A 13,471-nucleotide genomic window follows, 5' to 3' on the forward strand; every position below is an offset into this window, starting at 1 on the left:
TTTGAGTATTAGAATTGACAACTTTTTGAATTCTCACTACACTAAGCTTAATCAACAAATTCATAAAAGAGGTGAGAACATGATCGAAGTTGAATCCACCAAAAAGATGGATACGTGCCAGACGTTTTGTTACGACGAAGAAGTTGTAGAGAGAGTACAGCCTATACTTGAAAATATTGGCGGAGCCGAATTGATCTTTAAAGCGCTGTCTGATGCTACCCGTTTGAAGGTTGCCTACGCTTTGACTTTGGAAGAAGAGCTCTGTGTATGCGATGTTGCCAACATTTTAAACACTACCACTGCTACCGCTTCACACCATCTGCGTTATTTACGGAATATGGGACTAGCAAAATACGAAAAACGAGGGAAGCTGGTATTTTACTCTTTGCCACATGATCATATCCGTAAACTGGTGCAACTAGCAGCAGAATATAACATGGCAGGCCGGTAAAAATAAAAGCAATGAAGCTACAAGTCGACAATTTGCATGGATTTACTTTGTCTTCAAAGCAGATCTATCTCTCACAATTTAAGTGCCTTTAATCAGTAAACAAGCCTTTTCGATTTAAGAAAAGGCTTGTTTACTATTACTATTAACAGCTTTATTTCCAGTGCTCAATCAAGTACTCTCTTATTTTTTATCTATCCTGATTTCATTTAACCACCAGTTAAGTGATGCACTTACTAAAGAAGAACCTTCGGCTACTTTTGTCTTAGTAATCTCATGCTATTGAGTATGACCAATAAAGCAGCACCTGTGTCAGCCAAGACGGCCATCCATAAGGTTAAAAGTCCTGGGAAAATTAAGAGCAAAGCAACCACTTTCGTAAGGAGCGAAAACCAGACGTTCTGTTTGATGATAGTTAGCGCTTTTCTACTTAAGTTAATCGTGTGTGGAAGCTTCTCTAAGTTGTCGGCCATTAAGACAATATCGGCTGTCTCCATTGCCGTATCTGTTCCTGCACCGCCCATGGCTATTCCAAGATCTGCCGTTGCCAGTGCCGGAGCATCATTAATCCCGTCCCCGACCATTGCTACTTTTCTTCCTTCTTGCTGCAGTTTTTTAACTGCCTTAACTTTATCTTCAGGCATCAATTCAGCAAAGTACCGATCCACACCGGTTTGGGCTGCAATTTTTTTTGCTGTTCCATTATTATCGCCCGTCAACATGACCATCTCTTCCATGCCAACACTTTTAAGCTTCTGAATAGCTGTAACAGTAATAGACCGAATTGTATCAGCTACCCCAATCACCCCTATAATTTCTGAACAGGTTCCAATGACAATTAGCGTATGTCCTTCGTTTTGCAAGGTCTGAATACGATCTGTCACAGATGACAATGAGACGCCCATTTCCTGATACAACTTGGGATTGCCCGCGAAATATTCTACTCCATTGATGGTCGCCTGTGCGCCTTTGCCAGGGATTGCTTTGAACGACTCTCCGGTTTTCACGGAAATCTGTTGTTCATCGGCATACGAGATAATGGCTTTGGCAATTGGATGGATTGAGTGTTCTTCAATAGTCCGTGCAATGCTAATCAATTCAGTCTCAGTTCCGTTTACCGCGACTATTTCTGAAACTTTCGGTTTTCCCTCTGTTAACGTACCGGTCTTATCAAAGGCAATGGCATTTATCGCCCCAGCTTTTTCAAGGAACGTTCCTCCCTTGATCAACACTCCATTTTTAGCTGCATTTCCGATAGCCGAAACAATAGCAACGGGTGTCGAGATGACAAGCGCGCAAGGACAAGCAACTACCAATAAAGTCAGTCCTTTATAAAGCCATTCTTCCCATGTCCCAAAACTAGCTAGAGGAGGCACTACCATAATTATTAGCGCAAGGACAAAAACAATCGGTGTGTAAATACGTGCAAACCGATCTACGAAGTCTTGCGTGGGCGCTTTTTGTTCTTGCGCCTCCTCGACTAGATGAATTATTTTTGCGATGGTCGTATCTTCGACAAGTTTTGTAACCCGAACTTCCAAGGAACCACTTTCATTGATCGTTCCGGCATATACAGGATCGTCTTTTTCTTTATCAACCGGCATTGATTCCCCTGTGATTGGCGCTTGATTGACACTTGAAGCGCCTGAGATAATCTCTCCATCAAGTGGAATTTTTTCACCCGGCTTGACAACGATGGCATCCCCAATAGCCACTTCTTCTACCGGTTTGGAAATCAGCTGACTTCCTACTTTTACCAGTGCTTCAGAAGGAGCCAGATTGATTAAACTCCGGATCGATTCTCTTGTCCGTTCAATCGAACGATTTTGCAATGCGTTCCCTAAGGCAAACAGCCAAACAACCGTTGCACCTTCGAACCATTCTCCAATTAAAGCTGCCCCGATAGCTGCAGAAACCATTAAAACATTCATATCCAGAGATTTACTTTTCACAGCATAAAAAGCACTTCTGGCCGGCTTATAGCCTCCAAGGATAATAGTTACAGCATATAACATGGTAACCAGTGTTTCAGAAACGCCAGCAAGAGAACCAAAGAAACCAATAGCTAAAAGCAAGCCTGATAGGGTTGCAGTGGTTATTCTGTTTTTGTTCTTTTCTTCGATTTTTCTTTCTTTTGAAACTAGAGAGGCATGGAAACCGGCTCTTTCAACTTCTTTGATAATTTCTTTGTCCTGGGCGGTGTGAAGAATTTGCATTTTTCCGGTAGAGAAATTTACCTTCACATTCTGGACTGCCGGGTTCCTTGCAAGATGCTTTTCAATCGTCACAGCACAAGCTCCGCAGTCCATCCCATCTACTCGATAGACCTGCCCAATTTTTTTTGTTTCAACTATATTTGTTTCAAAACCTAATTTTTTCACTTGCATTGGAATTTGATCGGCAATTGAAGAATTGCTTACACCAACCCTCATTTTTCCAGCACTGTAATTAATATTTACCGTCTCAATCCCTTTTACAGTATTGAGGCTCTTTTCAATGGTTGCCGCACAAGAGGGACAATCCATTCCCTGGACCATATACGTAAATGTTTCAATTGATTGTTCAGTTGGCTTTTGTTCTTTCGGTTCGGTTCCTATGTTATTAATACTGTCATTATCAGTTTCACAACATGGAATATTTTTTTCCTGAATTGTCATAGGCTGTTTTGAGCTTGTACAAGAAGTGTCTGTACAACAGCTTGTCTCTGCTTGTTTTTCTGAAACTTTCATTCGATCTCTCCTATCTGCTACTTCTCGTTGAAAGAGAAATTTAGTACTCATACGAAATGATAAGACCTCTATTTTCAGCTGTTAGAAGGCATAAAAATTACTGATAAAAAATCGATTTTATTCTACTTCATAATTAGAACAGCGCTTTTCTTTTTTAATTCTTCAAATAACACTCTAATATTCGTTTGAATATGTAAATAAAGATTAAATTATTATAGAATATTTGTCAACAACTGCTACTTAGATAAAAACGATATCAGATAGAACATTTCTCAATTAAATAACCTTTTGTAAAAATACACTCTCGCAAATACAAAAAAAGAAACTCATACTTGAGCTTCTTCTCTTCCGATAAGTTATGATATGTAAACTACTAATTAATACAAGTTTATATTTTTCTTTTGATATGCAGCCCATTTTTATAACGAGAAGTGAACTAAAATAACCCGTCCAACTTTAACTACTTAGCTGGACGGGTTGAGAAGCAGTCATTTTCTTACTGAACTTTTAGTGCAGTGCCAATTACCTTCGACTCAATCTCGTCATAGGGAACAATCGAGAAGCTATCTGCTTTGAGATTCAATGGCATGAATCGTACCACAAATTCTTCTTCATTTTTTTCCGATACAGGTGTTTTCTCATTCGGCAGCCACTCCCCACTTTCGGAGATGATCTTGAATGTCTGCTGAGGTGCAGAGGTTGCCTGTGGGCTTTGTCCATAAACATTTACAGAGACCGGTGTAATAACGACTTTCTCAATCATCATTTCGCTTCCATCGTCCATCACGATAGACTTGTTCAACTCAATGATTTGCGTTTCCTCCATCAATTGCGCTTGGGACACTTCAATATCGAACACAAATGGTTGTTCCAAAGTGGTATCCCAGTTTAGTGTGTCATAGGTTACTTCCAACTGAACCGTTTCGCTCTGCGGAATATTTTCCAGTCCAATGGTTCCGTAGATGGCATACATTGAATCACTCATCTCGATAGTCTGCCCGCCATTCGTTATTCCCACTTCCTCACCGTTTATTTTGGTCTTTGGAAGAAGGAAGTTCTCTGAGGTAAATTCGGTTCCCTCTGCAGGTTCAAAAGTGGAACTGATTAAAAGTCGATCGCCATCCACCATGATTTCATTAACGGTCATTTTCCCGTATGCATTTTCTGCTGTCTCTCCGATTGCGGTCTTGTAAGTGTCATAATTCAAGGATTCATTACCTGTAATGTACTCCTCAATCGGTTTTCCGATAAAGGGCATATCCGCCAGCGAAGGTTGGACCACAAATCCTGCGATTCCAAATACTACTAATGCTCCCATCACTTTCCCCCGCCATTTTTTTGATTGTTTTTTATGTGGAAGTTTGCTCTTTACTCGCTTTTCCCACTGCTTTTCCTCCAGTTTTGTCATAGGAGTTTCCTCAAATTTTGATACGTCTAATTGAAGATCGTTCAATTCGTCATAAATTGACATGCCATCACCCTCCATTCTTCAAAATCACCATTTTTTTTAATTTCTTTCTTCCGCACGATAATTTGTTGTGTACCCAGGATTCTTTTTCCTGGAACTGTGAAGCGATTTCCCTTAGAGGTACTTCCTCCAGATAGTACTTTGAAAAGATGTCACGCTCTTTTTGACTTAATCCACTCAAGAGTTCTTCCACTTCCTCCTCATAGCTCGGTTGAGTTGAGGAAGGGTAGAGGTCATCATCTATCTCGGTGGCAACCGTCCGGTTACGGATTCGATCGGCCTTCCGCTGATAATCAATCGCTTTGAATTTGGCTATGGCCGCCACCCACTGCTTGAATTCATTCTTCTGAGGATTATAAGAATGGATATGCTGCCAAATTGCCAAGAGCACATCATCCATGCATTCTTCGAAATCCTGATGGTTTCCGTACATGTATCTTCGGATAATGGTGTTCAGCAATCCGCCATATGTTTGTATGATGAAGGACAACGCATTCTCGTTTCCTTCTCTCACTTGCTGCACCACGTTGTCTTCAGTAATCTTCAACTGGCATCCCCCTTTCGCAGTTTTTCTTTCTTACTCTCTAATACGAATGAAAAAGAAGGATTCTATCACTTTTTTCAATTAGCAGAAGATCTTTTTATAACAATAGCATCGCACTGCAAATTCAGTGACAATCTCAGAATCTCCCTGTGCTCAAACCGTTCGTAAAAGTACACTTACTCGAACAAAAAAGAAGAAGTTCTCGCTTGAACTTCTTCTCTTCTGATAAGTTTTGATCTGTAAACTAATTAATGAACGGTACTATTATAGTTTTTGGAGAGTTATGTATCATTAGGATTCGCGGTTTAAAAGTTGAAAACCCTTTAATAGAGGCACTTTATTAAAGTAGCAGCCATTGAGGGGATAATTCAGCATCACTTATTGTACATTTAAATATTTGCAGTAAGGTCCAAAGCTTCCCATTCTTCTCTTAAAATTCCCATACGAATGGAGTCATAATAATTATCTTCATAAAAACGCACTTTTCTAATCCGAGCTTCTAGCTGCATCCCTAATTTTTCTCCAACCCGAATCATTCTTTCATTGCCGGACCAAGTGGTCAACCCCACCCTTACGAGTGGCAATGAGTTAAAGATATGATCAAGCCAAAGTCTCAGAGAGCGAGTTCCGATCCCTTTATTCCAATTTCGCCCTTCGTGAATGACAATTCCTACCTCTAACCATTTAGAATGTTCGTCTTCAAAATAGTAAGAGACAATCCCACAAACTATATCGTTGCTTGTAATGACCCAAAAATTCTCCTGATCCACCAGCATTGGTGCGGTTTCGAGAAATTTTTCGTAAGGCTTGGATTTATGGGGGAAATATGGAGCATCCCACTTTTTCCATTCTGGCGCATCTTCTTTGTAGATTAATTCCCAAAGTACTGGAAGGTCTCTTTCCTCCACAGGACGAATTGCTAATTCTTCATCTTTATACATACGAGTCCTCTTTTCAATTTTTTATTCATACGATTGAAAAGAAGATTAAATCAATCTACTTTTCAATCACCTTATATATTTTTGCGTTTTTCATACCTATCACACCTTTCTATGAAGTGGTTTAATTATATCATTGAGACCGTTTGTAATTATTGGTTTTTTCAAAATACTCTACAAATGAAATCCTTAATGGTTTAAAAATTATCATCACCCATAAAGATTATAATGTTCATTGTTAATTATTTAATTTCGCAGAACAGATTAGCGTTCGCAAAAGCACACTTTTGTTAATACAAAAGAAAAGAAGCTCATTCTTGAGCTCCTTCCTTCCGATAAGGGGTCATATGTAAAATCGAAGTTCCTTTTCAAGAAGTGCCTACAATTCTACAACCACCACTTTTCTTGAGGAATCAAGACAGTCTCCACACCTAGGTTTTCTTCGAACCAATCTTTTATTAAGGTCTTTTTGACCAAATACTCGGATGCTGAATGAGAAACTCCAATAAGCGACATAGAGGATTCTGAAGCATATTCTTTAATTTGGTCATACCGTTCTCTCCCATATTCATTATTGATATGACAATGGATTTCGCCCGAGATGTATGCCTGTACGCCCTTCTTTTCCGCTTCTTGCATCCAATGCACTTTATCTCCACAGCCTGCTACAATCGCTATTTTTGATATTTCTTCTAGGGCTTGCCCTTCAAAATCAATATATGGAAGATCAAAAATCTTTTTCAATCTTTCTATCAATTCATTTGAATTTAAGTTCTCAATGGTACAAATGAGGACAAGATCCTGGTTATTGACGCTCCCTGGTAGAATACCGTCCACCACTTTTGCGTTTAGTTGATTGGCAATTGCCATGCTTATCCCCAAATTGGGATGATAATCCAGCGGAATATGGCATGTATAGCAAGATAATTGTTTCTCTTTCATTAGTTTAATATACATCTCTTTAATTGGGACGAAGCCTTCTCCCCACCTGCCCTGTGGATCTCCACATTCCATCAATAAAGGATGGTGCATAAACAGCAAGTCTCCTTCGCTGCTCTGAGCGATAAATTGTTCTAATACATAATCTGTCGGAAAAACGGCTAGGAAAACTCGTTTTGTCTCAGGAGCGCCTTTAATCATTAAGCCATTAAATAGTTTACTGAACTCTTCCTCAAAAGCCGACTTCCATTCAAAATTTACTTGGTCATACACAGCGGGAATAAGACGGCTAAAAGCCGGATCTGGTCCAAATGCTGCTATTTGAAGTTCAGCATTTAATTTCTGTACGATTTGTTGTAATTTCACTAAGTTTCTCCTCCTTTTTGCATGATCTATAAAATGAAATAAAAAAACACACGCATCCCTCTAAAAGGGACGAGTGTGTTTTGGTCTCGTGGTTCCACCCAGCTTCCCATCAACTCAAACAAACAAGTTGGCGGCTCTGTTTCAGCTTTATCGCAGCTTCTGCGGTACCTATTACTCTTTTTTCACAGGTACTACTCAAAGGTGGTAAATCTTTCTGCAGCGTTAGGAAGTTCTCAGCGTTACTTCCCTTTCTGTAAACCGGTCAGAAAAATTTGTGTCCTCATCATTGCATTCGGAAATTATCTTTCAATTAGCATATAGTTCGTTTCTTTTTTTGTCAATTCATCCCAGAGAATATTTTAAAAAGAGTTTCTGTAAATTCTTTTGACTGTTTAATTTCGAGATTTATGGGATCGCTATTTAAAATCATTTTAAAACTTCTGATAAATTCTGATATGTAAACCTATGTTATTAGGTATACTGACTGCCGGCACTAATTAAAAATTTTATCGTTACGCCGATTGTAAAATTAAGCTAGACAACTAAAAAAGTCATTCATGGTACACTCTACATGTATTTTCCGACCAAAGAAAAACAGAGGAGTGACCACGAATGACCTACACCCATCTTACCACGGATGAACTGGTGATGATAGAATCCTATCACCGCCAAAACATACCCGTGGCGATTATCGCAAATCAAATGAAACGTTCCAGGCAGCCAATTTACAAGGTCATCAATTTCCTGAAATTGGGACATACAGCCCTCGACTTTTACACACAATACAAGAAAAACAAGAAACGCTGCGGACGCCAAAAAATCGTTTTGCCGAAGAAACAAATGACCTATATTCAAGACAAGGTGGCGCAGGGCTGGACGCCTGATGTCATTGTGGGACGCGCCGAGACAGCGATCGACTGTTCCGTGCGCACCATCTACCGCATGTTCAAAAATCGGGTCTTTGATGTTGCCACACTGCCGATGAAAGGCAAACGGAAACCCAATGGTCACGAGGAACGCCGCGGAAAACAGGCGTTCAAACGGCATATTTCCGACCGGGAAAACGATTATCCTTCGTTCAAAGAAGAGTTCGGGCACATCGAGGGCGACACCATTGTGGGCGTCCGCCACAAAAGTGCAGTGATCACACTGGTAGAACGGCTGACGAAAGTCATCATCGCCATCAAGCCTGCAGGACGCAAGGCGTGCGATATCGAAACCGCTTTGAACCAGTGGTTTCAAGGAATCCCAAAAAATCTGTTCAAATCCATCACGTTTGATTGTGGGAAGGAATTCTCCAATTGGAAATCGCTGTGCAACCAGCACGACGTCTCGATTTACTTTGCGGATCCCGGCACGCCATCCCAGCGCGCCTTGAATGAAAACTCCAACGGCCTCTTGCGAAAAGACGGCCTGCCAAAGGAAATGGACTTCAACCAGGTAGACCAAACGTTCATTTCCTCAGTGGCTGACAAACGGAATAACATCCCACGGAAGTCGCTGGATTATCGCACACCCTTGGAGGCATTTTTGAGTCACCTGAATGGAATGGGTCTGTCTAGCTTAAATTGACAAACGGAATTATATGAAAAGGAAATTTCCAATATTCTTTACGCAGAGCTAATTTTCAAATCAGTAAAATGTCAATACACTAAAACTGTAGAAACTGTTCATATCCTTCGGTAAAAAAATTAAATTTTCCTTCTTTTATATTTTCGGAATGAATAAAAGTCAAAAAGTAATCTTCATCATTTTTATAGGTAATTTTAAAAAGCCAATTTTCTTCAACTTTTTCATTATTTTTATAGACAGACATTCGATGCTTTGATATTACTTTTAGATCATCTACGTAACCAGCTTGCAATTCATCTTTGGCATGGAGTTGGTTGATAGTCTGCTTATCATCCTCCGTTAATTCCAAACCCTCTTCTATTAATACATATTGCTGATCATACTCCTCACTTTTTTCTAAGTACTGTTCTACGATATAAATGCTATCTTTATTGTAAAAACCATAGTTTCTTGGAGTTAGTAGATATGATCCCTCAACCTCCCCGAATTCCGCAAGATCTTTTGCGCTTACCATTTCTTCAACATTGTCTTTACTAGGAGTGGGTTCATAATAAAACATGAACAGGAATATGAGGTAACCTGTAGTAATTAAAGCAATAAGTGACGAAAAGAAAATAAATAATCTCTTTTTCATAGCATCTCTCCTTTAGAGCTTCGTATTTCAGCAACTCTTTTTCTCCTCAACATACCATATAAACCCATTCAAAAAACAGGAAATTCTTACAATCCAGTTTAGTCTTTCTTCTTTGCCATATATTTTATTAACCGTCCTTAAAAGTACACCTACATGAATGAAAAAAGAAGATGCTTAGAACCAGTATCTTCTCCAGTTTGCTTTTATAAACTTCCGATAAGCTGCGATATGTAAACTAAATTAAATTCATCTTTATTCGTTAAATTGATATTTTGCAAACATATAAAATTGTTTAATGACATCTGAAATTGCTTTGGCAGAGTCTTATATCTTTTGGATTTGCCAACTTTTTATGCCTAAAAATCCTTTTAATTGAGAACTTTATTTTTAACGTAATATTTTCCGGTAGAGTTTGAAGTTTAGAAGAAAAGAAAAACCATGGATGAGTTCCTTTATAATTCCCCTCAACCATGGTTTATCTACCAATTATTCTATGCTTTTATTAAGAAACATCTTTCTTACTATACTGAAGTCATGCTTTAATTCTATCTCTTTGATATCCCATTTTTCCTTGCGGATTCTTTTAACGATCATCTCTAGTGCCTCTGAGAAGTAAAACATGATAAATTCTCGCAATTCTTCACTGGATTTGTTCCTCCATTTTTCAGGTGGCATGCCGATTTCCAAAGCGATATATTTCTTTTTCTTACTTAACCACATATTTTTGCAACCTTCAAAATCAATAATCCATATTTCTCCTCCTACTCTTAGAGTAAGAGCTATCTCCTCAAGTTCTGAGCAATAAATTTTGTTGCAGTACATACCTAACAATCGATTTAATTCAATAACATGAGGTAGTAAAACTTTGCCTAAAGTAGGATCGCCCAATTCTGAACCCATTGTCAAATAATAATCTGGTTTATTATTCATTTTTTTACATCTTCCTTTTCCTTTTACCTGCCCTTCTTTCTTTGTTCTCAGGTCCGGGATACCTTTCAACTAATCTTCTTTCAAGTCTAATCATTTTATTCCTTGGACCTCGTTTTACTGTTAAAACGTTACCACCATTTCTCTGCTTTTTCGAGTACCTTTTGTTTGGATCTGCATGTTTAGTAATTCCCCACTTCAGAAAATTTCCATCTCGGTCCTACTTTTGCAAAACTGCTGCTCGATGTCTAAGCGACGGAGCCTGCTAATGCCCAGCTTCGTTTACCTAAGATCTGTTGCTACTTCCGATAATTCATGATATGTAAATTGAGTATTTGATGAAAACTCTCTTCTTAATTTATTTACACAAGATACTTTACGCTCTCCGATATCTTACCTCCTTCACTAGTCCCTTCATTTTATAATAATTCATTATTCTAATCCTAGATGTTCACGGAAAGTATGCCCATCATATTGCTTTCTGAAGATTTCTCTTTTTTGCATTTCAGGGACAATTAGTTCAACGAAGTCTTCTAAACTACCGGGTAATGTAGGTGGCATGAGATTAAATCCATCTGCCATACCCGCTTCAAGCCAGACCGCCATCTGGTCTACGATTTCTTTTGGGGTGCCAATCAGCGTGAAATGACCACCGCCTGCATTGAGATATCCTAATAGTTCTTTCACTGTAGGTTGAGTATCATTAATAATTTCCAGTATTGTTTCGTAACGTCCAACTGGACCCGTAAATTCTTCTACCGGGGGTAATTGAGGTACTTTTTTATCGATTTCCCAACTAGAACAATCTTGTTGAATAAAGAGACTCAATTGTTTTAAAGCAGTTTCAATAGGTAATTTTTCATCCAATGCTGCTTTTTTGGCTAGCGCTTCTTCATGAGTACGGCCAACATACGTTACTAAGCCTGGGAATATTTTAATGTGTCGATTGCCGTCTTCATTTCTTTTAGCTTGTTCAGCCAATTTGTCACGGAACTTTTTCGCTTGGTTTAAATTCCAAGACACTGAGTAGACTGCATCCGCATATTTCGCAGCTAACTCAATGCCTTGTTTAGAGGCCCCAGCTTGCATGGCTACTGGTTTGCCTTGCGGACTTTTTGGCGTAGTGGAAGGACCTGCCACTTTAAAATAGGTACCTTTATGATTGACAGGTTGTATGTTTAAAGGGTTGATTAACTGTTTTTCTGCTCGATCATGAAGAAACTCATTACTATCCCATGATAGAAATAGCTTATTCATTAAAGTAGCGAATTCATCAGCCTTCTCATAACGTTTATCACGAGCAGGTAACTCTTCCATACTATGATTTAGTGCTTCCCAATCCCTCATTGACGTAACAAGATTCCAACCAACACGACCTTTGGTAATGTGGTCTAAACTTAATAGCTGTCGTGAAGCTGTGAAAGGATTAGAAAAAGTACTTGAAATGGTTGTGACTAATCCCACATGATTTGTCACTTGAGAAATTGCTGTCAAATTGACTATGGGATCAAACCAAAATGCCGGCATTTCATTAGAATCGTTAGCTGGAAATGATTGATTGTCAGCAAAAAACACAGCATCAAAGTAACCTTTTTCAGCTACCTGTGCTAAGGATTGATAATAGGAAATATCACCAATGCGCTCGACGCTTGAGTCAGGCATTAACCAAGCAGCTTGATGATGTCCACATCCATACAGCAAAACACCTAAGTGAAGTTGTTTACCTTTAGTTTTCGCCATTTATTTCACCTCAAAATACATCATAATGAACGGTTTTGCATCTCCGTTTTTTTAAATTTTCTTTGGCAATTTGAATTGTTAATTCATTGTCAAACCGCCATCTACTATGAAATTCTGACCCGTAATACCATCCGCATTTTTTGAACATAAATATGCGACCATATTGGCTACATCTTCAGGTGTCGTCACCTTTTTCAATGGCGTCGATTGAGCGATGAAATCGAATACTTCTGGCGTTGTAACAGCACTGGCATCCGTCGTTTTTAATAATCCACCCGAAACCACATTCGCCCTTATACCATATTGTCCTAATTCGGAAGCGATATTACGGGTAAAACCAATTAACCCTGCCTTAGCTGTTGTATATTCGTGGTAAGGCACGACAGGATTCTGGTATAAATTCGTACCAATACTTATGATGCCTCCATTTTGTCGTTCAATAAATTGAGGTATAACACTTTGAACTACATTGAATGCAGCCTTTAACGTACCATTTAGCTGTTTTTGATAATCATCCCAAGTTAGTTCTGTAAAGGACTTCTGTTTGGTTGGATCAAATTTAAAGTCTACTAATGCGTTGTTAACTACGACATCTATTCGACCAAAATACTCCGTCGCTTTCTTTACCAATACGTCTACTTCTTTACGATTCGTGACATCTGCACGAATTGCAATAGCATTCTCTTTACCGATCTCAGAAACGAGCTCAGCAGCAGCGCTTTCGCTTTTATAGTAGTTGATAACTACTTTAAATCCTTGTTGTGCCAATACCTTTACAATAGAAGCTCCTAAACCTCTACTACTGCCTGTTACCAATACTGTTCTACTCATCATATCCACTCCTATATTTTTAATCTTGCTGAAACTCAAATAATAAAATGATAGAAAAACAAAAAAATACGCAACCTTCCTAATAGGAAAGTTGCGTAAATACAGATAACTACATAGTAAAAATAAGACATCATCAGTCTTCTAGTATGTATTAGAGCCTACACTTTCCTACGCTAGTGTTAACTAGTTCAGGTTCAAAGGGTTTGAGTAAACACTCATCTCAGTTAAATAACACCCCTAGTGAATATATTTAAGTTGTCTTCAACAATGTATAGTCTTTAGAATTTTATGTCAAGCTGCAACCGTCAAGTAGAATAACTCATCATATTTCCGAC

General features: G+C 38.8%; 11 protein-coding genes and 1 riboswitch. Of the genes, 2 read left to right on the top strand and 9 right to left on the bottom strand.

Translation table 11 applies throughout. The annotated features are described in order from the left end of the window. Nucleotides 1–79: 79 nt before the first annotated feature. Nucleotides 80–451, top strand: a complete 372-nt coding sequence (locus AJGP001_RS09730) for an ArsR/SmtB family transcription factor (protein WP_071154268.1) — start codon at nucleotides 80–82, stop codon at nucleotides 449–451. 251 nt (nucleotides 452–702) lie between these two features. Here the strand turns inward: AJGP001_RS09730 and AJGP001_RS09735 are convergent, their stop codons facing one another. The 5 genes from AJGP001_RS09735 to AJGP001_RS09755 form a co-directional block, all read right to left on the bottom strand. After that, complete coding sequence (locus AJGP001_RS09735) at nucleotides 703–3,177, bottom strand: heavy metal translocating P-type ATPase (protein ID WP_071154267.1); 2,475 nt, start codon at nucleotides 3,175–3,177, stop codon at nucleotides 703–705. A 496-nt stretch (nucleotides 3,178–3,673) separates the two neighbouring features. Then, nucleotides 3,674–4,648, bottom strand: a complete 975-nt coding sequence (locus AJGP001_RS09740; RefSeq protein WP_071154266.1) for a DUF4179 domain-containing protein — start codon at nucleotides 4,646–4,648, stop codon at nucleotides 3,674–3,676. A gap of 4 nt (nucleotides 4,649–4,652) precedes the next feature. Further along, nucleotides 4,653–5,192 (bottom strand): sigma-70 family RNA polymerase sigma factor, encoded by a 540-nt coding sequence (locus tag AJGP001_RS09745; RefSeq protein ID WP_071154265.1) that lies wholly within the window; start codon nucleotides 5,190–5,192, stop codon nucleotides 4,653–4,655. 386 nt (nucleotides 5,193–5,578) lie between these two features. Next, a complete protein-coding gene (locus tag AJGP001_RS09750; protein WP_078080472.1) occupies nucleotides 5,579–6,130 on the bottom strand; it encodes a GNAT family N-acetyltransferase in 552 nt (183 codons plus the stop codon). A 384-nt stretch (nucleotides 6,131–6,514) separates the two neighbouring features. Next, a complete protein-coding gene (locus tag AJGP001_RS09755) occupies nucleotides 6,515–7,432 on the bottom strand; it encodes a Nif3-like dinuclear metal center hexameric protein (RefSeq protein WP_078080473.1) in 918 nt (305 codons plus the stop codon). Nucleotides 7,433–8,044: 612 nt separating this feature from the next. Here AJGP001_RS09755 and AJGP001_RS09760 point away from each other — a divergent pair. Further along, the gene (locus AJGP001_RS09760; protein WP_071152936.1) at nucleotides 8,045–9,004 is read left to right on the top strand and encodes an IS30 family transposase; all 960 of its coding nucleotides are present in this window, start codon (nucleotides 8,045–8,047) and stop codon (nucleotides 9,002–9,004) included. Between the two features lie 79 nt (nucleotides 9,005–9,083). Here AJGP001_RS09760 and AJGP001_RS09765 read toward each other — a convergent pair whose 3' ends face one another. From AJGP001_RS09765 to AJGP001_RS09780, 4 genes are all read right to left on the bottom strand, one after another. After that, nucleotides 9,084–9,638, bottom strand: a complete 555-nt coding sequence (locus AJGP001_RS09765) for a hypothetical protein (protein ID WP_078080474.1) — start codon at nucleotides 9,636–9,638, stop codon at nucleotides 9,084–9,086. Between the two features lie 486 nt (nucleotides 9,639–10,124). Next, nucleotides 10,125–10,568 (bottom strand): hypothetical protein, encoded by a 444-nt coding sequence (locus AJGP001_RS09770; RefSeq protein WP_151897511.1) that lies wholly within the window; start codon nucleotides 10,566–10,568, stop codon nucleotides 10,125–10,127. A gap of 429 nt (nucleotides 10,569–10,997) precedes the next feature. Then, on the bottom strand, nucleotides 10,998–12,305 hold the full coding sequence (locus AJGP001_RS09775; protein ID WP_078080476.1) for an LLM class flavin-dependent oxidoreductase: 1,308 nt from the start codon (nucleotides 12,303–12,305) through the stop codon (nucleotides 10,998–11,000). A gap of 78 nt (nucleotides 12,306–12,383) precedes the next feature. Continuing rightward, nucleotides 12,384–13,136, bottom strand: coding sequence for a 3-oxoacyl-ACP reductase (locus AJGP001_RS09780; RefSeq protein WP_071153734.1), 753 nt, complete (start codon nucleotides 13,134–13,136; stop codon nucleotides 12,384–12,386). Nucleotides 13,137–13,284: 148 nt separating this feature from the next. Continuing rightward, nucleotides 13,285–13,385, bottom strand: a riboswitch (TPP riboswitch). Nucleotides 13,386–13,471 lie beyond the last annotated feature (86 nt).

Origin of the sequence: Planococcus faecalis, assembly GCF_002009235.1 — a bacterium.
Classification (GTDB): Bacteria; Bacillota; Bacilli; order Bacillales_A; family Planococcaceae; genus Planococcus; species Planococcus kocurii.